General features: G+C 74.4%; 17 protein-coding genes and 1 pseudogene. 8 read left to right on the top strand and 10 right to left on the bottom strand.

What is annotated here, in order from left to right; translation table 11 throughout:
- Positions 1–87 precede the first annotated feature (87 nt).
- Entirely contained in the window at positions 88–810 is a 723-nt protein-coding gene (locus tag FHX71_RS03560) for a TetR/AcrR family transcriptional regulator (protein WP_182614451.1), read from the top strand.
- A gap of 80 nt (positions 811–890) precedes the next feature.
- Here the strand turns inward: FHX71_RS03560 and FHX71_RS03555 are convergent, their stop codons facing one another.
- The 5 genes from FHX71_RS03555 to FHX71_RS03535 form a co-directional block, all read right to left on the bottom strand.
- Complete coding sequence (locus tag FHX71_RS03555; protein WP_182614450.1) at positions 891–1481, bottom strand: 1-acyl-sn-glycerol-3-phosphate acyltransferase; 591 nt, start codon at positions 1479–1481, stop codon at positions 891–893.
- 78 nt (positions 1482–1559) lie between these two features.
- Positions 1560–2888, bottom strand: a complete 1329-nt coding sequence (locus FHX71_RS03550; RefSeq protein WP_182614449.1) for an FAD-dependent monooxygenase — start codon at positions 2886–2888, stop codon at positions 1560–1562.
- A 66-nt stretch (positions 2889–2954) separates the two neighbouring features.
- Positions 2955–3320: a DUF1232 domain-containing protein gene (locus tag FHX71_RS03545; protein ID WP_182614448.1), complete on the bottom strand. Its 366-nt coding sequence runs from the start codon at positions 3318–3320 to the stop codon at positions 2955–2957.
- Positions 3321–3435: 115 nt separating this feature from the next.
- On the bottom strand, positions 3436–4119 hold the full coding sequence (locus FHX71_RS03540) for a YdcF family protein (protein ID WP_182614447.1): 684 nt from the start codon (positions 4117–4119) through the stop codon (positions 3436–3438).
- Between the two features lie 180 nt (positions 4120–4299).
- Positions 4300–4614, bottom strand: coding sequence for a helix-turn-helix domain-containing protein (locus FHX71_RS03535; RefSeq protein WP_281383653.1), 315 nt, complete (start codon positions 4612–4614; stop codon positions 4300–4302).
- Positions 4615–4793: 179 nt separating this feature from the next.
- Here FHX71_RS03535 and FHX71_RS03530 point away from each other — a divergent pair, with 179 nt between their 5' ends.
- The 3 genes from FHX71_RS03530 to FHX71_RS03520 are packed head-to-tail and all read left to right on the top strand — an operon-like array spanning position 4794 to position 11295.
- On the top strand, positions 4794–6308 hold the full coding sequence (locus FHX71_RS03530; protein ID WP_182614445.1) for a DUF3375 domain-containing protein: 1515 nt from the start codon (positions 4794–4796) through the stop codon (positions 6306–6308).
- Positions 6305–7021: a DUF4194 domain-containing protein gene (locus tag FHX71_RS03525; RefSeq protein ID WP_312876915.1), complete on the top strand. Its 717-nt coding sequence runs from the start codon at positions 6305–6307 to the stop codon at positions 7019–7021. The genes FHX71_RS03530 and FHX71_RS03525 overlap by 4 nt, the downstream gene beginning before the upstream one ends.
- Complete coding sequence (locus tag FHX71_RS03520; RefSeq protein WP_182614444.1) at positions 7018–11295, top strand: ATP-binding protein; 4278 nt, start codon at positions 7018–7020, stop codon at positions 11293–11295. The genes FHX71_RS03525 and FHX71_RS03520 overlap by 4 nt, the downstream gene beginning before the upstream one ends.
- Positions 11296–11332: 37 nt before the next feature.
- Here FHX71_RS03520 and cofE read toward each other — a convergent pair whose 3' ends face one another.
- Positions 11333–12205, bottom strand: coding sequence for a coenzyme F420-0:L-glutamate ligase (gene cofE, locus FHX71_RS03515; protein WP_312876914.1), 873 nt, complete (start codon positions 12203–12205; stop codon positions 11333–11335).
- A gap of 158 nt (positions 12206–12363) precedes the next feature.
- On the opposite strand from cofE, the gene FHX71_RS03510 reads away from it, so the two are divergent.
- Positions 12364–13839, top strand: a complete 1476-nt coding sequence (locus FHX71_RS03510; RefSeq protein WP_182614443.1) for a serine/threonine-protein kinase — start codon at positions 12364–12366, stop codon at positions 13837–13839.
- A 22-nt stretch (positions 13840–13861) separates the two neighbouring features.
- Here the strand turns inward: FHX71_RS03510 and FHX71_RS03505 are convergent, their stop codons facing one another.
- The 3 genes from FHX71_RS03505 to FHX71_RS03495 all read right to left on the bottom strand — a co-directional run bounded on the left by FHX71_RS03505 (position 13862) and on the right by FHX71_RS03495 (position 16582).
- The gene (locus tag FHX71_RS03505; protein WP_312876913.1) at positions 13862–14854 is read right to left on the bottom strand and encodes a TIGR03557 family F420-dependent LLM class oxidoreductase; all 993 of its coding nucleotides are present in this window, start codon (positions 14852–14854) and stop codon (positions 13862–13864) included.
- A gap of 86 nt (positions 14855–14940) precedes the next feature.
- Complete coding sequence (locus tag FHX71_RS03500) at positions 14941–15816, bottom strand: hypothetical protein (RefSeq protein ID WP_182614442.1); 876 nt, start codon at positions 15814–15816, stop codon at positions 14941–14943.
- 10 nt (positions 15817–15826) lie between these two features.
- Complete coding sequence (locus FHX71_RS03495) at positions 15827–16582, bottom strand: DUF6597 domain-containing transcriptional factor (protein WP_182614441.1); 756 nt, start codon at positions 16580–16582, stop codon at positions 15827–15829.
- 126 nt (positions 16583–16708) lie between these two features.
- Between FHX71_RS03495 and FHX71_RS29000 the strand changes: the two are divergent.
- From FHX71_RS29000 to valS, 3 genes and pseudogenes are all read left to right on the top strand, one after another.
- Positions 16709–17575, top strand: a pseudogene (locus tag FHX71_RS29000) (ABC transporter transmembrane domain-containing protein); the annotation flags it as partial.
- Positions 17576–17837: 262 nt separating this feature from the next.
- Positions 17838–20597 (top strand): ATP-binding cassette domain-containing protein, encoded by a 2760-nt coding sequence (locus FHX71_RS03490; RefSeq protein ID WP_182614440.1) that lies wholly within the window; start codon positions 17838–17840, stop codon positions 20595–20597.
- Between the two features lie 109 nt (positions 20598–20706).
- Positions 20707–23472, top strand: coding sequence for a valine--tRNA ligase (gene valS / locus FHX71_RS03485; RefSeq protein WP_182614439.1), 2766 nt, complete (start codon positions 20707–20709; stop codon positions 23470–23472).
- A gap of 151 nt (positions 23473–23623) precedes the next feature.
- Here the strand turns inward: valS and FHX71_RS03480 are convergent, their stop codons facing one another.
- The gene (locus FHX71_RS03480; RefSeq protein WP_182614438.1) at positions 23624–24130 is read right to left on the bottom strand and encodes a DUF1877 family protein; all 507 of its coding nucleotides are present in this window, start codon (positions 24128–24130) and stop codon (positions 23624–23626) included.
- Positions 24131–24259 lie beyond the last annotated feature (129 nt).

Genomic DNA, 24259 nt, shown 5'->3' with positions numbered 1-24259 from the left:
ACTCCTCGGATCTGAAACTCTGTACGGCGTACAACGTAAGATGGTTGCAGAATGTTCCCGGACCGTCACCCCGATCCTGGAGACCCGATGCCCCGCGAGCTGATCGACCTGCTGTGGCGCGATCACCCGGCGGCCCCGCAGGGCGGCGCGCGCGGTCCGCGGACCCGCATCAGCACGGGCGCGGTGGTCGACGCCGCCGGAGAGATGGCCGACGCCGAGGGCCTCGCCGCCGTCACCGTCCGGCGCCTCGGCGACGTGCTGGGCGTGTCGGCCATGTCCGTCTACACGCACGTGAACAGCCGCGACGACCTGCTCGTCCTGATGGCCGACGCCGCCTGTGCGCGCATGCCGCGGCCCGCGTTCGGGGACGCCGGGTGGCGCACGCGGGTGCGCGACGTCGCCGAGTCGAACCTCGCGGTGCTCCGCGAGCACCCGTGGCTGCTGGAGATCGACGACGAGCGCACGGTGTTCGGCCCCGGCACCATCGCCAAGTACGACCACGAGCTGCACGCGCTGGACCCGCTGCCCCTGGACGACGTCGCCCGCGACGCCGCGCTGACCTTCGTGCTCGACTTCGTCCGCGCGGCGGCCCGGGCTCAGCGCCCGGACCCGCGGGCGGAGGAGATGCCGCAGCTCTGGGGGCGCTGGTCCGGACGGCTCGCGGAGTACCTCGGCGACGACCACGAGCTCGCGCAGCGGGTCGGGGCCGCCGCGGGCGAGGCGATGAACGCCCCGTCCAGCCCGGCCCACGCCTGGACCTACGGCCTGGCGAGGGTCCTGGACTCCCTCTCCCCCGAACCCGGTCGTTGAGTGCTGGGTATTTGCCCTTTCCCGGCCAGGGAAAGGGCAAATACCCAGCACTCAACGAGGGTTTGAGCGCGTGGGGAGGGTCAGGCGGGGGTCGGGTCCTCCGAGCGGAGGCGGGGCTCCGTGCGGTTGGCCGGCTTGACCCCCGACTTGTCCGCGTAGAAAGCGCGGATCACGTCCATGTCGGCGCCGACGTCGCCGGTCAGCTCGATGCTAGGCCCGAGGCCGGCGACCTTCGCGACGCCGTCGACGTACCCGAGGGTGACCGGGAAGCCGGCCTTGAGCGCGATGCGGTAGAACCCCGACTTCCAGTAGCCGGAGCCGGCGCCCCGCGTACCCTCCGGCGTCACGACGAGGTGGAACTCCTCGCCCCGCTCGACGGCGGCGAGGATCTCGTTCACGATGCTCGCCGGGTCCTTCCGGTCGACGGGGATGCCGCCCAGCGACCGCATGAGGCTGCCGATCGGCCCCTTGAACCACGAGTCCTTGATGAGGAACCGGATCTTGAGGTCCATGTCGAACGCGATGGCCAGCATCAGGAAGAAGTCGGTGTTCGACGTGTGCGGCGCGCCGATGAAGACGGACGGCCTGGTCGGAGCGGGTTCCGAGCGCATCCGGTAGCCGGTGCCGGCCCAGATCAGTCGTGCAACGGCCCGGCGGATGGTGCGTGACATCGTCGTCCTCGAGTCAGGGTGGGTCGGGTCAGGGCGAATCAGGGTCTGCAGTGTGACAGAACCACGATCGGTCAACGATTACCGTCCGCCACCCGTTCCGCCGTCTCCACCACGCCGCAGCAGCGGCCGCACGCTGTTGGCCGCCAGCCGCACCAGCCCCCGCGACCCCGCGGACTGCTCATCGAACAGCATGAGCGCCACGTGCGTCATCGCCTCGTCCGACGCCGCCACCGCGCGCGTCGCGATGCCCGCCCAGGTCCGCGAGCGCATGAGCCGCTGCGCCCGGTGGCACTCGCGGTAGTGCCGGGCGAACCGGCGGCGGTGTGCCCCCTCGAACGCCGCCAGGGCGCCGGGCAGCCCCGGCCCGCGCCAGTCGGTGCCGGAGCGCTCCAGCGCACCGAGCTGCTCGGCGAGCTGCACGCCCGCGGCCATGCCGTAGAAGATCCCCTCGCCGCTGAGCGGGTTGATCATCGCGGCGGCGTCCCCGACCAGCACCGCGGCCCGGCCCGGGGCGGTCAGCGGCGTGCGGGCGGCGGCGTGGGGAAGCTGGTGCGTGGCGACCCGCTCCACCCCGGACACCGAGAAGCCGCGCCGCTCCAGGTCCTCGACGTACAGGTCGAAGAGGTCGCGCAGGGTGCGTCCGTGTCGCGCCGTCTGCCGCTTGAGGTGGCTCACGGGGAGGCCGACGCCGATGTTGGCGCCGTCGTCGGGCAGGGGGAAGACCCAGCCGTAGACCGGCAGGAGCGCCTCCAGGAAGTCGAACCGGAGGGTGTCGCTGACGGGCTTGTCCGGGTGGGTCACCGTGCCGTAGGCGCGCATCGCGATGTGGGTGTGCCGCATGTCCGGGCGTTCGACGCCGATCGCGCGCCGCACCGCGGAGTAGGCACCGTCCGCGCCGACGACCAGGTCGAACGTCTCCTCGCCGCCGGCTCCGGAGCCCGAGCCCGAGCCGGAGCCCGAGCCGCCCGACAGGGCGACCCGTTCCCGCCCGTCGCCGGACGGCGTCGCCCCCTCGAACGAGACGCCCTCGCGGACCTCGGCGCCGGCGTCACGTGCCGCGGTCAGCAGCAGGTCGTCCAGGGCGAGCCGGGGCGTGACGTACCCGGCGAGGTCGTGGCCCTCCATGAGCGGGCCGCGGGCGAGGGCCTCGACCCCGCCGGGGCCGCTGATCGCCACCGACATCGGCATGTGGAACGGCTTCAGCAGCTCCGACAGGCCGAGCCCGTCCAGCACCCGGCGGGCACCCGGCCCCAGGCCGTCGCCGCAGGTCTTGTCGCGCGGGAACGTCGCCTTGTCGACGACGGTCACGTGCGCGCCGGGCACCTCCTGCCGCAGCGCGATCGCCGTGGCGGAGCCGGCGGGCCCGCCCCCGACGACAAGGACTCGGGGTGCGTTGCTGCTGGCCACGTCGTCGACCCTAGCCCCGCCCGGACCCGGTAGCCAGGGCAGGACGAGCGGGGCAGGTCAGGCGGGTCAGCGGTGCGGCTTGCGGTTCGGCGTGACGTCCTCGGCCGTACCCGGGACGGTCTTGCCGTGCGGTGCGGGACCCGGCGTGCCGTCGCCCGCCGTCGTGCCGCCCTGCGCGCCACCGCCCGGGGTCTTGTCGTCGGCCGTGCCGGGCACGGTGCGGTGCTCGCGGAAGCGGCGCACCGCCTTGTAAAGGGTGACGCCCGCGATGATGATCGCGATCGCGTCGTCGCCGAGGCCGAGCGGCCCCAGCACGCCTTCCGAAAGGAGGTCGATCGGGCTGGCCACGTACCCGGCGCCCGCGACGAACGTGAGGATCTCCTGCCAGGTGAACTTCCTGGGATCCTTGCCCCGCTTGTTTTCCTCGCGCATGCCCGGAACGTAACGAAAAACGGGGCGACTCGCCAGGGATGTCCCGGAAGCCCGTTTCGTGACGTGCGCCTCGACGCCGCCCCGGACCAGCCTCCGGGCCGCCCAGACGGCAGGATCAGACGTCGATCGGGCGCCGGTCCTCCACCAGCCGCGACGTGTACCCGGCGGCCACGAGCCGGTCGAAGGCGGCGACGACCTCGGCCGGCATGTCCTCCTCGTGGGAGATGAAGCCGAGCTCGGCGTAGAGCGTGAGGCGCTGCGTCTCGCCGACGAGCATGTCCACGACCCGGTCGGCGTCGCCGATGGTGCCCACGTAGGCGTCGAGCGCCATGGGCCGCGACACGCACAGCAGATCGATGTCGGGCCAGACCATCTGCGCCGTCGCGAACGCGCGACGCTGCTGGTAGGGGTGCGAGACGAGGAGCACGGAGGCCGGCTCGACCCGGTGCTCCGCGAGCACCTTGCGGCTGTACTCCAGGTTCTCGCTCGTGTTGGTGGCGGCGGGCTCGACGAGCACCGCCTCCGCGGGCACGCCGCGCGCGATCGCGTGGTCGCGGTAGCCGAGCGCCTCGCCCTGGGGAAAGGCGTCGATGGTCGTGGGCGCGTTCGCACCCGTGAAGACGATCCGGGGGAACAGCCCCTCGTGGTAGAGGTCGGCGGTGTAGTCGGCCACCCCGAGGTCGTGGCCGCCCAGGCCGATGCAGACGTCGACAGGCCGCGGCTCGTGCTGCAGGTCGTGGAAGACCCACAGCGTCTCTACGTCCTCCCGCACTGCGGCGGGGATCATGACGTTCGGCATATGACGACCATATTGCTCGGAGGAATGAGGGGCACAACCAGAGCGAGAGTGCGCGCCCGGATTCCACGGGAATTGCGTGCAATGTCACATTCATCAGGAACGCGCCGCGCCCCCGCGTGCCCCCGCCCCCCGCACCGACATCCCATAACCGGACAAGGTAGCGGACCGGATGAAACCGCCCTAGCCCGCGGGATCGTCGTCTTCCTCCTCGTCCGTCACCGCGTCCGCGCCGACCTTCGCGACGTCGTCCTCGAGCACGCCCGAGAAAAGGTCGAGGTACTGCACGTGGAGGTGGTAGCCGGCACCCAGCGCGATACGCCGGATCATGCCGAGCGTCGGCTCGATGTGTCCCGACTCGATTCGGCTGATCGTCGACGTGGGCACGCCCGCGAGCACCCCGAGGGAACTCATGCTGAGCCCTCGCTCGGCACGGATCCGGGCGATGATCTGGGCTGCGTTCGTGAGCAAGATGCCCTCCCGTCGATGCTCTGCCATCGAAACGTGCCATGACGCACGACAGGGCCTGCCGGAAAGTAGAGATCTGTTTTCCGGCAAGCCCTGTGAGACCAGACTCTATACGTCTATGGCCGTCGCGGCTCAGCGACGAACCATGTGTCGCCATGTTTCGCCCGGGGGTGCCGCACCGACACGTTGGCCTACTACTCTCAGCCCCCATGGGTACTGCGAGCTCACCGGGCGACGCCGCGCCCCGGCCGGCCGCCGGGCACGGGACAGGTCGCCGCGGCCAGGCGGCGCGCGCCGTGCGCGCCCTTCTCCAGGAGCATCCTGCCTGGGTGCTGCTGCGATCGAGGAACGCCGCGGCCGCCGTCGTGCTGCTCGACCGCAACCTCGGCGCGTCCCGCCGCCGGCTGCCCGTGGAGCAGCTCGCCGACCGCATCGACGACGACGTCCCCGAGCTGCGCCGGGCCGGCTTCGAGCTGCCCTACTCGGGCTACTTCTACGTCTCCGAGTGGATCGACGAGGGTGTCCTGGTGCGCCGCCGCGCCCCGCAGACCGGGGGCGAGCCCGGCGCGGAGACCGTTGAGCTGTCCGACGGCGCGCTGCTCGCCATCCGCTTCGTCTCGCGCCTGCGCCGGCCGCACCCCGCGGTGACGCCGTCGCGGCTCGGCGCCGTGCTCGACGGGCTGCACCGGCTCGCCGACGAGGCCGACCCCGACCCCGAGGCCCGCCTCGCCGCCCTCCTGGAGCAGCGCGCCGCCCTCGACGCGAAGATCGAGCGCGCCCGCCGGGGCGACTCCGAGGCCCTGCCGGCCGACGTCGCCGCGGAGCGGGCCCGCGAGATCCTGGCCCTGGCCGGCGACATCCCGGCCGACCTGGCCCGGGTGCGCACCGAGCTGGAGCGCACGGACCGGGAGCTGCGCCGCCGGCTCCTGGAGTCCGACGGCTCCCGCGACACCTTCCTCGACGACATCTACCGCGGCGTCGACCACCTCGCCGAGTCCGAGGCGGGCCGCGGCCTGGTCGCGTTCCGCGAGCTGCTGCGGCAGTCGGAGCACTCGGCGCAGGACGACCTCGGCCGCGTGCTCGACTCGGTCCACCTCGCGCCCGGCGAGGCCTCCGCGCTGCGCCGCCTCCTGCCCACGCTGCACGACGCCGCCGACGAGCTCACCGACACGATGGGCGTGCTGCGCCGCGCGCTGCAGCGCACGGTGCGCTCCGGCGCGCTCCCGGCCGAGCGTGCCCTGCGCCGGCTGATCGGCGAAGCGCAGGACGCCGCCCTCGCCGCTGCCCCCGACGTCGGGCCGGGCACCGAGCTGCGGCTGACCCTGCCCCTAGGCGCCGTGGCCCCCCGGTCCGTGGGCGGCCTCGCGCCGCACAACCCGGGCGGGGAGGACGCCGAGGCACCGGCCGCCGAGCCCGCCCTGCCGCCGCGGCCCGTCTCGCTCACGGCGCTGCGCGCCATGGCCCGCGACTCGGAGATCGACGTGGACGAGCTGCGCGGGCACGTGAACGACACCGTCGACCGGGCGGGCCGGGCCACGGTCGGCTCCGTGCTCGACGCGCACCCCGCGACCCAGGGCGCGGCGAGCGTCGTCGGCCTGCTGACGCTCGCCGAGCAGCACGGCACCCCCACCGGAGAGCGCGAGGACGTCGGCTGGCGGTCCTCGCGCGGCGTCCCCCGGCGGGCCGCACTTCCCCAGCACCAGTTCGAGGAGCATGTCCCGTGACAGAACCCGGCGTTCCCGGAACCGGTCCGGCGCGGCCCGACCCGGCAGACCTCCGCACCGCGCGCCCCGGCCGGCCGGCCGGCGGGAGCGCGCCGTCCGCCCGGTCCGCGTCGTCGGGCAGCGGGTCCGGCGGCGAGGCCGGCAGCCGGCTGTGGCCCGGCGACCACGGCACGCTGCCCGCCCCCGCCCGCCTCGCGCTGGCGCGGCTCGTGCGCGGCCCCTACCTGGCCGCCGAGCCCGAGCCCGACACCTGGCGCGCGCTCCTGGCGCACGAGGACGTGGTCCGCGAGCGCCTCGCCGACCAGTACCTGGACCTGGTGGTCGACGCCGACGCGCAGGTCGCGTTCGTGCGCGACGTGCCGGCGGCCGACGCCCCGCAGGTGGTGCGCGAGGTCGCGCTGACGTTCCTGGACACGGCGCTGCTGCTGCACCTGCGCGCGCTGCTCCTGGACTCCTCGGACGGGCGCGTGGCGATCAGCCGCGACGAGGCGGCCGACCACCTCGCCGTGTACCGGCGGCGCGGCGGCGGCTCGCCGATGGACTTCACGCGGCAGCTCGACGCGACGTGGGCGCGGCTGGTCGAGTCGGGCATGCTGGAGCCGCTCAGCGGGGACCGGTGCCTGGTCTCCCCCGTGCTGCGGACCGTGTTCGGGGCGGACCAGGTGGCGGCGTTGAGCGGCGAGTACGCCCGGCTGGCGAAGGAGAGCGCATGAGCACCCCCCGTACGTCCCACACCGGGCAGTCCCACACCGGGCAGTGGCGCCTGTCGCGCGTCGAGCTGGTCAACTGGGGCACGTTCTCGGGCCACCACGTGGTGCCCGTGCCCCGCGAGGGCTTCCTGCTCACGGGCCACTCGGGCTCGGGCAAGTCGTCGCTGGTCGACGCCGTCGCCGCGGTCCTGACCCCGCCCGAGCACCTGCGGTTCAACGTGGCGGCGGCCGGTACCGCGGCCACGGAGCGGGAGGCGGGCGACCGCGACGTCGTGTCGTACGTGCGCGGCGCGTGGCGGCACCGGACCGACGAGAGCACGGGCGAGGTGGTGGCCGACCACCTGCGTCAGGGCGCCACCTGGTCGGGCGTGCTGCTGCGGTACTCGAACGGCACCGACGCCGACGACGGCACCGTGACCCTGGTGCGGCTGTTCCACCTGACGCGCGGTTCCTCGGCGCCGTCGATGCTGCACGTCGTCGTGCGAGGCGAGGCGGGGCTGCTGGACTTCGAGCGGTTCGTGCGCTCCGGGCCCGACGTCGCCGGCGTGACCGCCGCCTGGCCGGACGCGACCGTGAGCGAGCGGCACGCGCCGTTCGCGGCGGCGTTCACCCAGGCGCTGGGCATCGGCTCGGAGCAGGCGCTGGTGCTGCTGCACCGCACGCAGTCGGCGAAGAACCTGGGCAGCCTGGACGACCTGTTCCGCGGGCACATGCTCGACGAGCCGGGCACGTTCGAGCTGGCGGCGCAGGCCGTGCACCAGTTCGCGGACGTGGCGCGCGCCTACGCCGACATCGAGACCTCCCGCCGGCAGATCGACCACCTGGGCCGGCTCGCGGCGCTGACCAAGACGTACGACGAGGGCTCGACGGCGGGCGTGCGCGCGGCGACGCTGCGTGGCTCGCTGGAGACCTTCAAGGACGCGTGGAAGCTCGACCTCGCGCACGGCGCCCTCGCGGGCGCACGCGCCGCGGAGGAGCGGGCGCAGCACCACCGCAAGGCCGCGGACACCGAGGTGGACGTCGCCGCGAACACGCACCAGCAGGCCGTCAACGTGCTGGGCGCACGCGGCGGGCAGGCGCTGGCCACGCAGGCGGACCGCCTCCAGCGGGCCGGCGAGATCGCCGCCCTGGTCCGCACGCGGCGCGGCGAGCTCGCGACGGACCTCGAGTCGGTCGGCATGAACATGCCCGAGACCTTCGCCGAGTTCGCGGCCCTGAAGGAGAAGGCCCGCTGGGAGCTGGGTGGCACGAAGCCGCCGGCCACCGGGGCGCTGCCGACCCTGACGGGCGCGATCCCGGCGGTCCCCGCCGCGGCTTCCGCGCCGACCGGGCAGGTGCCCGAGGTGTCGACCGGGGCGGTGCCCTCGGTCGAGACGGGGGCGCAGGCTGCGGTCGCGACGGGTGCCGTGGCGACCGTCGCCCCCGTGACGGGCGCGACCGCGACGGGGGCTACCGCGACCGGCACGGTCCCGACCGTCGCGGGGCGGTCACGCGCCCCCGAGGCGCTCGACGGCCGCATCCGGGAGGCCCTGGCGGCGCGCTCCGCCGTCGGGCTGCGGCACGAGGCCGTCGCGACGCGCATCCAGGCCGTGCGGCAGACCCAGACGAACGTGCCGGCCGCGCTCGCCGAGGCGCGCCGCGCCGTGGCCGAGGCCGCCGGGCTCGACATCTCCGTGCTGCCGTTCGCGGCCGAGCTGCTGCGCGTCCGCGAGGAGGAGGCCGCCTGGCGGCCCGTGATCGAGGAGATCCTGCGCCCCCTCGGCACGCTCGTGCTGGTCTCCCCCGCGCACCGCGCCGCCGTCGCCCGCGCCGTGGAGGCCGGGCCCGGTCTGCGCTACCGCGTCGTCGGCGTCCGCAATGACGCGCCGCGGTCCACGGACGACTCGTCGCTGGTGCACAAGGTCGAGGTCAAGGACGGCCCGATGTCGGGCTGGCTGCACCGCCGCCTGTCCGAGCAGTACGACTACCTGTGCGTCGAGGAGCCGTCCGGGCTCGACCTGCACGAACGGGCAGTCACCCGCGAGGGCCTCATCAAGCACGGGCCCGAGGAGATCGAGCAGCCGGTGCTGTCCGACGTCGAGGACTGGGCGCTCGGCTGGGACGCCGACGACCGGCTCGACCAGCTCCTGGAGCTCGCCCGCGAGACCCAGGCCCGCCTGGCCCGGGCCGACGAGGACGTGGCCGACGCCGTCGCCGAGCAGCGCGAGGCCGTGCGCCGTCAGCTCACGCTGCGGCACGTGGCGCGCCGCGAGTGGCGCGAGGTCGACATCGAGACCGCCGAGGCCGACCTGACCGACGCCCAGGCGTCGTTCGACCGGCTGCTCGACGGCACGATGGACCTGCTCCAGGCGTCGCAGGACGTCGCGGCGGCCGAGAACCGGCTCGACCTGGCCCGCGCCGCCGCCGCCGAGGCCGCCGACGCGCTCGCCGAGGCCCGCGCCCACCGCCGCTCCCTGGAGCACGTGGTCGCCGACCTCGGGGACGCGCCGACCACCGCGATCCCGCTCGCGCACCGCCAGGAGCTGGAGAAGCGGTACGCCGCCGTCCGCAAGACCGTCACGCACGAGGTGATCGACGACGTCTCGCTCACCGTGTCCCGCACGCTCGACGCGGAGCGCGAGGCCGGGCTGCGCACGTCCGGCGCGGCGGAGCGGGAGATCGTCGGGCTGCTGTCCGAGTTCCGCCGCCGCTGGCCCGCGATCACGCGCGACCTGACCGCCCAGGTGGGCGACCGGACGCGCTACCTCGAGGTGCTGGAGCGCATCCGCACGTCGCGGCTGCCGGAGCAGGAGGCCCGGTTCTCCGACCTGCTGACCGACCAGGCGCGCCGTGCCCTGCGCAAGCTCGCCGCCGAGATCCGGCAGGCGCCCGCGACCATCCGCGAGCGCATCGTCGGCGTGAACACGTCGCTGCGCCGGTCGCCGTTCGACACCGACCGGTACCTGGAGATCCGCGTCAAGGAGCGCCGTCCGGCCGCCGTCGAAGAGTTCCTGACCACGCTCGACACCCTCACCGGCGACACCGAGCCCGAGTACGAGGTGCTGGAGCGGCTGGTGCGCCGGCTCGGGTCCAGCGACCCCGCCGACCGCGCCTGGCGGTCCCTGTGCCTGGACACGCGCCGACACGTGCACTTCACCGGCGTCGAGGTCACGGCGGGCGGCATCGCCCTCGCGGTGCACGACTCCTCGGCCGGCCTCTCGGGCGGTCAGCGGCAGAAGCTCGTCGTGTTCTGCCTGGCCGCGGCGCTGCGCTACCAGCTCGCCGGGGCCTCCGAGTCGGCCACGCCCGCCTACGGCACGATCCTGCTGGACGAGGCGTTCGACAAGGCCGACACGGCGTTCACCCGCACCGCGATGGACACCTTCGCCGCGTTCGGGTTCCACATGATCCTGGCCACGCCGCTCAAGCTGCTCCAGACGCTGGAGGACTACGTGGGCGGCATCGGCCTGGCGACCTGCCGCGAGATGCGGGAGTCGCGCGTGGACGTGGTGCTGCTGGAGAAGCCCCTGCCCGACGTCGACCCGGTCGCCTCCACGAGGCGGGGCGGGGCCGGTGGGGGGTCGGGTTCTGGTGGTGGTTCCGGGTCTGGTACTGGTCCTGGCTCTGGCGGGGGTTCGGGGTCCGGTGGTTCCGGTGGCGGTCTCGGTGGTGGGCCGACGACGCCGCCGTCGCGCGGTGGCAGCGGCGGTGCTGTTGCCGGCGCTGGCGCCGGAGCGGCGGGGGCCGGGGCCTCGACGGGTGCTCCGGCGTCCGGCACCGCGACGGCGCAAAACCCCAGCGTGCCGGTGACCCCGTCGAACGGGCCGTCGTCGGCCCAGGGGCAGACGCCGACCGCGCAGCCGCCGTCGTCCACCGGACCGGCCCAGGCCGGCGGGGTGGCGCCTGCGACCGCCGCCCCGGCGGGCGACAACACGGCGACCCCGGCGCGCGGGCTGCCCGCGGTGCCGCCTCCCCCGCCCGGGCCTGCGCCGACGGGGCTCCAGCCGCTGACGGCGGACGCACCGCCGCCGCCCGGCCCGCCCCGGACCGGGCTCCAGCCGCTCACCGCGGACGCACCCCCGCCGCCCGCCCCGCCCCGGACCGGACTCCAGCCGCTGACCTCCGTCACGCCCCCGCCGCCGCCCGGCCCTGTCGCGTCGGAGACCCCGGCCGGGACGCCGTCGGACACGGTCGACGACGGCGAGCCGGAGCCGGACTGGTCCGTGACCGTGACGGCCGAGGAGGCCGACGCGGCCTCGCCGGTCGTCCGGATGACGTCGCGCCGCCCGTCCCTGTAGGTCCGCCAGGTCCGCGCAGGACCATCCCCTTCGAGACCTAAGTTTCTTCGCTCTCAGCTGGCCGAAAGCGAAGAAACTTAGGTCTCGAAGGGGAAATCCGACTCGCCCACAACCCGACTCGCCCTACCGCCCGGCTGTCCTCGCGACCGTCCGCCAGCCCGCGGGCATAGGCCTCGGCCGAGCCCTCGCGGAAGAGGTCGTCGGCGCTGCCCCGCACCAGGGCCCTGGCACCCGGCCCGTCGTCGTCGGTCACGTGCCGGCCCATCCCGCGCACGACGGCGACGGCCCGGCCCGCGGACTTGCCGCGCACCAGCTCGGACGCGGCGGCGATCTCGTCGACGACGGCGGTGACCGTCACGTTCAGCGGGCGCCCGTGCGTGTCGGTGCTGCCGCGCAGGTCGTCGGTCGGGCTGATCCCGGCGCAGCCGATCGCGATGTCGACCAGGGCGTCGCGCCAGGGCCGCCCCGCGGTGTCGGTGACGACGACGCCGATCCGGGCCGGCCCCAGCCGCTGGGTCAGCGCCGACCGGAGGGCGCGTGCCGAGGCGTCCGGGTCCACGGGCAGCAGCAGGACGGTGCCCTCGGGCGTGTTGCTCGCGTCGACGCCCGCCGCGGCCATCACCAGGCCGAGCTTGTTCTCGACGATCCGCAGCGGCGGCAGCCCTGGACGGGCGCGCTGGGCGACCACGCGGACGGTCTCGTCCGTGATCGCCTGCTCGCGGTCCGCGGCGGCCACGACCCGACCTTCGGCCTTGGACACGATCTTCGAGGTCACGACGACGACGTCGCCGTCCCGGGGCCGGTCCTGCTCCTCCAGACCCTCCAGGAGACCGGCGATCAGCTCGCCGAGGTCGTCGCCGGGCGTGATCTCGGGCAGCCCGTCGGGGGCCCAGACGCTGAGTCGTTCCACGGGACCATCCTCACATTTTCCGGCGGCGGACGTGCCCGGCGCGATATCCTCCGCGCAGTCACATATGTCCGTTTGATGCCGCGATCGATGGGGGAACCGTCCCGGTGCTGCACGACCTGCCCGTTCGAAGGACGGGGCCCGGACCGGAGCCGGCAGCCTTGCGGCCCGGCGAACCCCGCACCATCGGCCCGTTCCGGGTCCGGAGCCGGCTCGGCAGCGGCGGCATGGGGGACGTCTACCTCGGGGCCACGCGCCGGGGGCAGCAGGTCGCCATCAAGCTGATCCGCGGTGCACAGCTCGACGACGACGAGTTCCGCACCCGGTTCCGCCGCGAGGTGCGCGCCGCCGCCCAGGTGCGCAGCCGGTTCATCGCCAACCTGGTCGACGCCGACCCCGACGCCGACCTGCCCTGGCTCGCGACCGAGTACGTGGCCGGGCCGACCCTCTCGCAGGAGCTGGCGGCCAACGGGCCGCTGCCCCAGGCGGACGTGCTGAACCTGGTCGCGGGCGTCGCCGAGGCGCTGTACGGCATCCACCGGGCCGGGCTGGTGCACCGCGACGTCAAGCCGGCCAACGTGATCCTCGGGGCGGACGGGCCGCGCCTGATCGACCTGGGCGTGGTCGCCGCCGTCGACGCGACGCGGCTGACGCTGACCGGGCAGCCGGTCGGCACCCCGATGTACATGGCCCCGGAGCAGGCGACGGGCAGCCGCGCGACGTCCGCCGTCGACGTCTGGGCCCTGGGCGCGCTGGCCTACTACGCCGCCACGGGCAACCACCTCTTCGAGGGCGACCACCCGGCCGTGGTGCTGTACCGCGTGTCGTCGGAGGAGCCGTCCTACGCGGACAGCCCCGCCTACCTGCGCCCGTTCCTCGACGGCCTCCTGTCCAGGGACCCGGAGCAGCGGCCGTCGCTCGACGAGATCCTGCGCTCCCTCGGCGTCCCGGAGTCGACCTGGTCCCCGGTCCCGGCGGGCGGTCACGGGCGAGTTCGGGCCGCCCGGCGCGACGCGCCGGAGCGCGGCCGGCGTCGGGTACGGGTCGCGGTCGGCGGGGGCGTCGCGGCCGTGGTGCTGGCCGCGTCGGCATTCGGCCTCTGGCAGGCGCTCGACGGCCCGGGCGAACGGGAGGAAGCGGGCGGGACGACGACGTCGGACCGGCCGAGCGAGTCGGCCGGCGCTCCGGAGGACCTGGTCGACCCGACCGACGAGAGCACGGACACCGGCGACAGCGCGGGGCCAGCGGAGCCCGCGGGCGAGAGCCAGGACCAGCCCTGGGCGCTGGGCAGCACGCAGCGCCTCGGCGAGGGTTCGTGCTGGATCGTCAGCGTCGACGCGGTCGAGGGGCGGCAGGCCACGCTGACGATCTCGTGCGACCAGGCCGGGACCGCCCAGTACGGCACCCCGACGCCGAGCCAGTGGCTGACGGTCTCCGCCGTCGGCCAGGACGGGACCACCGCCCGCAGCACCGCCGTGGACGCGGGCCCGGACGACACGTTCTTCGAGCAGGGCAACCTCACCGACCCGGCGGACGTGACACTGACCGTCACGCTGCCCGACGTCGGGGAGCTGGCCCGGGTTTCCGTGCGGCACACCGAGAACGGCTACGGCGGGGACTGGGCCGCCGCAGGGTGACGACACGGGGTGCCTCTGCTCCTCACCGGACGAGCTTGGGCAGCACCTCGCGGCCGAACGTCTCGATCCACTCCCGCTGATTGCGGCCCGCGTTGTGCAGGTAGATGCGGTCGAACCCGAGGTCCACGTAGCGCTGGATCGACGCGCGGTGCTCGTCGGGGTCGGCGGAGACCAGCATCCGCCCCTCGAAGTCCTCTGGCCGGACCATCCGGGCGAGCTGCGCGAAGTCGTGCGGGGAGCGGATGTCGGACCGCGGGAAGCGCATGCCGCCCACCGGCCACTCGGTCAGGGCGTTCGCCACCGCCTCCTCGTGGGTCGGCGCCCAGGAGAGGTGGAGCTGGAGCGCGCGGGGCATCCGCTCGGGGTCGCGGCCGGACTCGCGGGCGCCGTCGGCGAACCGCGTCAGCAGGGACGCCATGCGGTCCAGGGGCGCGGCCTGCGTGATCAGCCCGTCCGCCGTCCGCCCGGCACGACGCGCGGTGACCGGGCCGGCCGTGGCGACCAGGATCTCGGGGGCGACGTCGGGCATGGTCCACAGCCGCGTCGACTCCAGCTTGAAGTACGTGCCCGCGTGCTTGACGTCGCGGCCCGCGAGGGACCCGGCGAAGAGCTTCCGGATGATCTCGACGGCCTCGAACATGCGGTTGATCCGCTCGGCGGCCTCGGGCCAGTACCCGCCCACGACGTGCTCGTTCAGCGCCTCGCCCGAGCCCACCCCGAGCCAGTGCCGGCCCGGGTTCATCGCCGCCAGGGTCGCGGACGCCTGGGCCACGACCGCTGGGTGCCACCGGAAGGTCGGCGCCGTCACGGGCCCCAGGTCGCCCGTCGTGTGCTCGGCGGCGGCGGCGAGCACGTTCCAGACGAAGCCGGCCTGCCCCTGCTGCGGGGTCCAGGGCTGGAAGTGGTCGGCGGCCATGACGCCCGAGAAGCCGTGCGCCTCGGCGAACGCCGCCAGCTCCACCGCCTCGCGGGGCGCGAACTGTTCGAGCATCGCGGCATAGCCGATCGTCACCACGCGGGACAGCCTACGACCCCCGCTCCCGGACGTGTCAGACGCTCAGGTCCCCCGGGGGACCTGAGCGTCTGACACGTCGGCAGGATCTAGACGCGGCCGTGCGTGCGGAGCGTCTGGAGCGCGCCGAGCGTGGCGAGGCCGCGGGCGTCCACGGTCTGGCCCGGCGACCAGTGCAGGTAGTCGAAGTCCCAGCCGCCGTCGTCGAGCTGCTCCCGCTCCAGCAGGTCCAGCTCGGCGGCGATCTGCTGCTCGGTGAACAGCGCCCGGCTGGGCGCGCCGGGCTTCGGGGACAGCAGCAGGGGCCGCAGCTTCTCGTCGTCCTCCCCGCCCGAGACGGAGATCGTCCCGTCCTCGCGCAGGGCGGGCCGCAGCCGCTCGACGGCGGCCGCCACGCGGTCCGGCTCCGGCACGGCGTCCAAGAAGTTGAGCGCGAACTTCACGGTGTACCCGTCCACGGGCAGCTCGCCGTCGAGCTGCTTCCAGCACCAGGCGGTCGCCGCGTCGAGCCAGGGGTGGTCCAGGCCGAGCTCCCAGAGATGGGCGGCGATGGCGTAGGTGAGGAACCCGCCGTCGTTCGGCACCATCCACGGCGCGGCCGGGTAGCCGGCGGCGCTGGGCAGCACGTGTGGCGCCCGGCCGTCGGGCAGCGTGACGCCGGTCAGCCAGTCGGCGGTCCCGCGGGCCAGTGACGCGACCTCGGGGTCGGCGGCGGTGCCCAGCTCGGCGAGCACCTCCAGCGCGGACAGGGCGCCCGAGACCTGGCTGTCGGGGCCGCGCAGGTCGGGTTCCAGGGCGTGCCCCCAGCCGCCGTCGTCGTTCCGGTAGGGGCGCAGGGCGTCCAGGACGCGCGCGGGCGGCGCGCCGTCGAAGAGCACCGCGAGGCGGTGCCGTTCCAGCAGGCGGGCGTCGTCGTAGACGAACCGCCGGGCGGCTTCGAGGTCGGTGCTCGTCGATGTGCTCATGGGCACGACGCTAGGCGGCGGTCAGCGTCGCGTCTTCCAGGAATCGGACGGGTGTGAGGCCCGTCAGCCGGCGGACCTCGTCCGACATGTGCGCCTGGCTCGCGTAGCCCGCCGCCGCGGCGCGGTCCGCGAGGGCTGCCGGGGCGCCGGACGAGTGCGACGTCGGGCGGCCGGAGGAGAGGCCGATCAGCCGGCGCAGCCGGGCCACGCGGCCCAGCATCTTGGGCCCGTAGCCGACGGCGTCCACCGTGCGCCGGTGCAGGTGGCGTTCGCTGACGCCGAGGTCCCCGGCGACGCCGGAGATGCGCGCCCCCGGCTCACCTAGCCGCCGCGCGGCGGCCGCGACGAGCCCGTCGCGCTGCGCCTTGCGCCTCAGCACGGTGCGGGCGAGGAGGTCCAGGCGCCCGGCGGGGTCCGCGGCGTCGAGCGCGTCGGCGAGCGCCGGGCCGACGTCGGGCCACACCTCGGTGAGCGGTACGCGCTGGTCCCGTACCTCGGACGCCGGGATGCCGAGCACGGCGCCCGCCGCGCCGGGGCGGAGCCGGATGCCGCTGGTGCGCGACGGCGCCGGCGCGACGCCCGCTGCGGAGACGACGGGCCCGGTGTCGGCGCCGACGACCACGAGCTCGCCGTCCAGCCTGATGAGGTCGACGCAGCCGTCCGGGATGATCCGCTGCTCGTGGCCCGGCGGGGCCTCGTGCTCCCACAGGCACGCCACCACCGGCAACAGGTCTGCCGGCGGCGCGAGCTCTCGGTACGGGGTCATGGCAGCCACGCTACGCGGCCCCTATGACACTCCCCCGTGTCAGACGTACAGGTCCCCCGGGGGACCTGTACGTCTGACATGTCCGGGGGGCGGTGGAGTGTCAGTGGCGGGTGACAGAGTCGTGCCATGCCCCTCGTACCGGCTCGGCCGAGCCGCAGGCTCCGCCTGCCCCGCGAACAGCGCCACGGCCCGTGGCACCGCCGCGCGCTGCGGGTCGGAGCCGTCGCGCTCCCGGCCGCGCTGCTTGCGGCGGGGGCGTCGTCGTACGCCGCGGTGGTCACGGGGCGGATGGCGGCGGACCCGGCGCGGGACACCATGATCCTGCTCGCGGTCGTGAGCATGGCGGTCGTCGTGTTCGACGCCGTGACGTGGCTGGTGGTGCAGCGCGGCGTGGCCCGCGCGGAGGCGCTGCTCCGGTCCGACCTGGCCGCGGCGGCGCTGGGCCAGCCGCTGCCCTCGCTGGAGGAGCAGGCCGTGGGCGAGCTCCTGGACCGGGTCAACGGCGACCCCGAGCGGCTGACCCGCGCGATCAGCGGGATCGGCATCACGCTGGGCCAGGCCGGGATCAGCCTCGTCGTGGGCTGGGTGGCCGCGGGCCTGGTCTGGTGGCCGGCGTGGTTCGCGTTTCCACTGGTCGCGGCGGCGGTGCTGCTGTTCGCGCGGCGGTCGGCGCGGCCCCTGCGCAAGCTGAGCAAGGAGAGCTCCGCGGCCGCCTCGGAGCACATGGCGCAGTTCGAGGAGGCCGTCGCGGCCCGGGACGACCTGCGCACCGCCCAGGGGCAGCGGTACGTGCTGCGCCGGTACGCCGAGCTCGCCGCGCGCCAGATCCGGCTCCGGGAGGACTGGTCCGTGGCGTTCTCCCGCGTGCGGCTGCGCACGGAGCTGCCGCTCGACGCGCTGGTGGGCGCGGTGCTCGTCGGCGGGGTGTGGGCCGTGACCGGCGGCGCGCTCGACGTCGCCCGGCTGGTCACGCTGTGGCTCCTGGTGACGGCGTTCGTCGGCCGGGTCGACGTGCTGGGCAGGCTGCTGCCCCGGGTCGAGGAGGCGATGGGCACGTTCCAGCGGGTGCGCGACCTGCTGGCCGCGCCCCAGGAGCCCGACGGCGGCGCGCCGTTCCCGGGTGTGGCCGGCGCCGGCGGACAGGCGGCCGGGGCGGGTGGCGTCGAGGTGGAGCTGCGCGACCTCACCTTCGCGTACGGCGAGGGCTTCACGCTGGGTCCGCTGTCCCGTCCCGGCGGGCACCACCTGCGCGCTCGTGGGGCGCACCGGGTCGGGCAAGACGACGCTGACCAAGGTGCTCTCCCGCGCGGTCGAGCCGCCCGCCGGGAGCGTCTTCCTGGGCGGCCGGGACGTCACCGGCCTGGACGTGCACGGCCTGCGCTCGCGCGTCGGCGTCGTGGGGCAGCGCACCGAGATCCTGGCCGCGACGCTCGCCGACAACATCACGCTCTGGGCGCCCGTGGCGGCCTCCCGGGTGGAGCAGGCGGTCGACGCGCTCGGCCTGACGGCCTGGGTGGCCTCGCTGCCTGATGGGCTCGACACCCGGCTGGGGCCCGACGGCGTAACGCTGTCCGCGGGCGAGGAGCAGCTCGTCGCCTTCGCGCGGCTCCTGGTGCGCGACGTCGAGGTGGTCGTGCTCGACGAGGCCACCGCCCGCATGGACCCCGCGACCGCGGAGCGGGTCACGCTCGCCGCACAGCGGCTCCTGGCCGGGCGGACGGCGATCGTGGTCGCGCACCGGCTGCCCACCGCCCGGCACGCCGACGCCGTCGCGGTGCTCGACGGCGGGCGCCTCGTCGAGCACGGACCCTGGGACCGGCTGGCGGCGGCGGACGGACACTTCGCCCGGCTGGTCGCGGCGGCGGGGCTGACGGGGGCGGGTCCTGTGGAAGCAGGGGTCACGGAGGCGGGGGGCACGGAGACGGGGCGGGACGACCCGAACGTCCCGGGGGCGGGGCCCGCCGACTCGGGAGCCGCGGACTCGGTGCCGGCACGTCTGGCGCCGACGAACCAGTCGCAGACGCTCCGGGCGCCGTCGGACCCGACGCCGTCGAACCCGGGGCAGGGCCCGTCACCGACGCCCGACAGTGCCCCGGACGGGACCCTCGATCCCGACGTGGACTCCGAACCGCATGTGTCCGAGACAGGCACGTTCGAGCCCCGCACGTCCAAAGCTCGCGAGAAACGGCCGCCCACGTCCCGGCGGCGCACCCCGATCGCGCGCGCCGTGTGGAGCACCCTGCGCGCCCGGCCGCTCGGGCTGCTGCTCCCGGCGGTCGTCTTCGAGGTGACGGACTACCTCAGCTCGACGGGCCTCGTGGTCGGCTGGCTGTGGGCATCGGCTGTCGTGGGCCTGGAGCAGGGTTCGGCGCCCTGGCTGCTGGTGGGCGGCATCGTCGTGGCGGTGCTGGCGAACACCCTGCTGCCGCTCACGGTCCGGCTGTCCAGCACCCGCTGGTGGGTCGACTCCCGGCTGCGGCTGCACCTCTCGCTGCTGCGCGGGCAGACAGCGCAGCGGCGCACCGTCCGCGACGCCCCGGGAGAGATCGCGGCCCGCGCGCAGGAGGACTACCGGCTCACGGGGCACACCAGCGCCTGGCGCGAGCTCCTGACGGCGCCCCTCACCCTCGCCCTGCTCGTCGTGCTGAGCGACAGCCTGCTGGCCGGCGCGATCGGGCTGGCGATGGCGGGCGTGATGTTCGCGGCGCAGGTGCTGGGTACCCGGTCGGTCGCCGCGGCGGCGCGGCAGGCGGGCGACGCCGCGGCGGAGCTGGGCCGCCTGCTCGGTTCGGCCCTGGACTCCGTGCGCACCGTCAAGCTCGCGTCGGCCACCGGGGGCGTCCTCGGGCAGGTCGCCCGCGTCGACGGGCGCCGCGTGCACGCGTCCCTGGTCGAGGAGCGCACCAGCTTCCTGGTCGGGCTCGCCCCGTCGGTGCTGAGCCGCGTCGCGACTGTGCTCGCCTGGACGCTGCACCTGGCCGGCACCTGGTCGCTGGGCACGACGCTGCTGGTCAGCACGTCGATCGGGACCTTCAGCTGGATCGGGTACAGTCTGGGCGCCCTCGTCACCAGTGCCGCGTCCGCCCGCCGCTGGGTGGAGGTCACATCCCGCTACGCGGGCACCCAGCGCCTCGCGGACGTGCCCGATGACGTCGACCTCTTCGCGGGCACCGCGCTCCCGGCCGGCCCCGCGACCGCCGGCCGCGCGACCCCCGAACCCACGACCGCCCAGACCCGTGTGCCGTCGGGAGCCGGCGCGGCGCCGTCGGCCGCCACGCCGGGCCGGCTGACCTCGACGTCGGCCGCCACGCCCAGCGACCTGCGCGAGCTCCGCCTGCGCGAGCTCCGCCTGCACGACCTCAGCGCACGGCACGACGACGGAACCGTGGGCGTCTCCGGCGTCGACCTCACCGTGCGGCGCGGCGACCTGGTGCTCGTGGTGGGGCGCGTCGGCTCCGGCAAGTCGTCGCTGCTCGGCGCCCTGTCGGGGCTGGTCGACGTCGGCGGACGGCTCTCGTGGAACGGCACCGCCGTCACCGACCCGGAGCTGTTCCTGCGCCCGCCGCGCGTCGCGCACGTCGCCCAGGTGCCGCACGTCGTCTCGGGGACCGTCGCGGACAACGTGCGGCTCGACCACGACCGCCCCGTCGACGGCCCGGTGCGGTCCGCGGGCCTCGACCGGGACGTCGCCGAGGCGGGCGGCACCGGCACGGTCGTCGGGCACCGTGGCCTGCGGCTCTCGGGCGGCCAGGTGCAGCGGCTCGGCCTGGCCCGCGCCCTGGCCACGGGCTCCGACCTGCTGCTCGTGGACGACGTCTCCTCCGCGCTCGACGCCGTCACCGAGGCCGAGGTGTGGACCGGCCTGCGGGCGGCGGGCAGCACGGTGCTCGGCACGACGTCGCGGGCAGCGACCCTCGCCGTCGCCGACCGGGTCGTGGTGCTCGACGGCGGGCGCATGGCCGCCGTCGGGCACTGGGCCGACCTGGAACCGCGCTGGTCCCACCTGGCCGGCTGAGGGGCGCCCGGGCCGCCCGGAACGGCCGCCGCGCACCCCGCGCGCACCCCCGTCGCAACCTGTGGAAAACGTGCGCTTCGGCTTGCTCGAATCTGGGACACTGGTGCGCATGAGCATTCCCGCCTCCACCGGGCCGACGGACCCGGCTGCGACCACACCCGCACCTGACACGACACCGACTCCCGCCGCCTCCGCGGTACAGGGTTCCGAGGTCGTACGCGCGGTGGTCAAGGAGGTACCGGACAAGGTCAGCACGGACGGCCTCGAGGTCAAGTTCGACGAGCGCTGGACCGCCGAGCAGACCTTCGCCTTCGACCGCACCAAGACCCGCGACGAGATCTACTCGATCGACACCCCGCCGCCCACGGCGTCGGGCTCCCTGCACGTGGGGCACGTGTTCAGCTACACCCACACCGACATCGTGGCGCGCTACAAGCGCATGCGCGGCCTCGAGGTCTTCTACCCCATGGGCTGGGACGACAACGGCCTGCCGACCGAGCGGCGCGTCCAGAACTACTACGGCGTGCGCGTCGACCTGTCCCTGCCGTACGACCCCGAGTTCACGCCGCCCTTCGAGGGCACGGGCAAGAGCGTCAAGGCCGCGGACCAGGTGCCGATCAGCCGGCGCAACTTCGTCGAGCTGTGCGAGCGCCTGACCGCCGAGGACGAGAAGCAGTTCGAGGAGCTGTGGCGCCGCCTCGGCATCTCCGTGGACTGGGCGCAGACGTACCAGACCATCGGCGACTCCTCGCGCGCCACGGCGCAGCGGGCGTTCGTGCGCAACTTCCAGCGCGGCGAGGCGTACCAGGCCGAGGCGCCGGGCCTCTGGGACGTCACGTTCCAGACCGCCGTCGCCCAGGCCGAGCTGGAGGCCCGCGACTACCCGGGCCACTTCCACAAGGTCGCCTTCCACCAGGCCGACGGCTCCCCCGTGTACATCGAGACCACCCGCCCCGAGCTGATCCCGGCGGCGGTGGCGCTGATCGCCCACCCGGACGACGAGCGCTACCAGCACCTCTTCGGCACCACGGTGACGTCGCCGCTGTTCGGCGTCGAGGTCCCGGTGCTGGCGCACCACCTGGCGGAGCCCGACAAGGGCGCCGGCATCGCGATGTGCTGCACCTTCGGTGACCTCACCGACGTGCAGTGGTGGCGCGAGCTGCAGCTGCCGACGCGGTCGATCATCAACCGCGACGGCCGCATCACGCGTGAGGTGCCCGAGTGGCTCTCCGCCGGCCCGGGCGCCGAGCTGTTCGAGGCCGAGGTCGCGGGCAAGACGACGTTCAGCGCCCGCAAGGCGATCGTCGACGCCCTCACCGCGTCGGGCGACATGCCCACCGAGCCGGTCGCCACGCAGCGCAAGGCCAACTTCTTCGAGAAGGGCGACAAGCCCCTCGAGATCGTGACCTCGCGCCAGTGGTACATCCGCAACGGCGGCCGCGACCAGGCGCTCCGCGAGGAGCTGCTGGGCCGCGGCAAGGAGCTCGACTTCCACCCCGACTTCATGCGGGTGCGCTACCAGAACTGGGTCAACGGCCTCAACGGCGACTGGCTGGTCAGCCGCCAGCGCTTCTTCGGCGTCGCGATCCCGCTCTGGTATCCGGTCGACGCGTCGGGCGAGGTCGACTACGACCACCCGATCGTCCCGGCCGAGGAGATCCTGCCCGTCGACCCGACGTCGCAGGCGCCCGCCGGCTACTCCGAGGAGCAGCGCGGCCAGGCCGGCGGCTTCGTGGGCGACGCGGACGTCATGGACACCTGGGCCACCTCGTCCCTGACCCCGCAGATCGTCGGCGGCTGGGAGCGGGACCAGGACCTGTTCGACCGCGTGTACCCGATGGACCTGCGCCCCCAGGGCCAGGACATCATCCGCACGTGGCTGTTCTCCACCGTGGTGCGCTCGCACCTGGAGAACAAGGTGCTGCCCTGGAAGAACGCGACGATCAGCGGCTGGATCCTCGACCCGGACCGCAAGAAGATGTCGAAGTCCAAGGGCAACGTCGTCACGCCGATGGACCTGCTCGTCGAGCACGGCTCGGACGCGGTGCGGTACTGGGCGGCCTCCGCCCGTCTGGGCACCGACGCGGCGTTCGAGGTGGGTCAGATGAAGATCGGTCGCCGCCTGGCGATCAAGGTCCTCAACGCCTCGAAGTTCGCGCTGTCGTTCGGCGGCGGCGCGGGCAGCGAGATCGCGCTGGACCCGGCGGCGGTCACCGTCTCCCTGGACCGGTCGATGCTCGCGGGCCTGGCCGGCGTCGTCGAGCAGGCCACGGCCGCGCTCGAGGCGTACGACCACACCCGCGCCCTCGAGCTGACCGAGACGTTCTTCTGGACGTTCTGCGACGACTACCTCGAGCTGGTCAAGGACCGCGCGTACGGCGCGGGCGCCGACTCGGCGGACATCACGGCCGAGACGGCGTCGGCGCGGACCGCGCTGGCCCTCGCGCTCGACACCATGCTCCGCCTGCTGGCGCCCTACCTCCCGTTCGCCACGGAAGAGGTCTGGTCCTGGTGGCGCGAGGGTTCGGTGCACCGCGCGCCGTGGCCCGTCGCGGGGCCGCTGCGCGCGGCCGGCGGCGACGCCGACCCGACCGACCTAGCGGCGGCGGGCCACGCGCTGGCCGCGCTGCGCAAGGTGAAGTCCGAGGCCAAGGCGTCGATGCGTACGCCGATCGTGGCGGCCTCGCTGGCCGTCCCGGCCGGGTCGCTGACAGCGGTCGAGACCGCGGTCGAGGACGTCAAGGCCGCCGGCCGCGTCACCGGCCCGCTCGACCTGGTCGCCGCCGCGGAGGGCCAGGGCGACCCGGCAGTCCAGGGCGGGATCGTCGTGACGTCCAGCGAGCTGGGCGAGGCCCCGCCGCGCAACAAGGGCTGAGCCCACCCCGCCGAGGTAGCTCTGCCGAAGTAGAACCGTGGCGAGGTAGAACCAGAGCGAGATAGAACTGGGGCGGGAGCGCTGATCAGCGCCTCCGCCCCAGTTCCATCTCGCCACGGTTCTATCTCGCCGTAGTTCTACCTCGGTCGGCTCAGTTGAGCATCAGCACCACCGCGTCGCCCGCCTCGGCCGCCGCACCGTAGAACGCGGCGAGCTCGCCGTACGCCTCCGCGAGCAGGGCGGCGTCGGTCTCCGCGGCGTGCTCGGCCGGGTCCGGGCAGACGTCCTCGTCGCAGACGTGGTCGGCGACGGCGAGCGGTGCCAGGATGTCGAACGACGTCCCCACCAGGAACGCCGCGGCTTTTTCCACGTCCTCCGGGCCCAGGTAGCGCGCCGGCGTGATCCCGCCGGTGGACGCCAGCGCGGCACCACCGTGCACCGGGTCGACGGGCATGCCGCCGTGCACCCGGAGCACCGTGTGGAGCGGACCCCACACGGTGCCGATGCTGAAGTACCTCGCCTCCTTTGCCGGAAGGTCGACCTGAGTCCACTCGCCGGCGAGCTCGTCGATGTGCTCGAGCGCCCAGGTCAGGTCGGTCCGTGCCTTGTCGAAGTCATCGGCGGCAAGCCGCGCGTACTCACAATGAATCATCCCCATGGCCCGAGACCGTACCGATAATGCGTTTCCGTGTGTATGGGCAAAACGGACACATTCCGGTGCAACAATTTCCCATACGCGGTAAATCGGAAATTCCATCCAGTCTGGCGTCCGTTCTGGGCGCCTTTT

It is taken from the genome of Promicromonospora sukumoe, from assembly GCF_014137995.1.
In the GTDB taxonomy this organism is placed as follows: Bacteria; Actinomycetota; Actinomycetes; order Actinomycetales; family Cellulomonadaceae; genus Promicromonospora; species Promicromonospora sukumoe.
The sequence above is the reverse complement of the archived record's forward strand: the minus strand, read 5'-3'. Positions and strand labels throughout refer to the sequence as shown.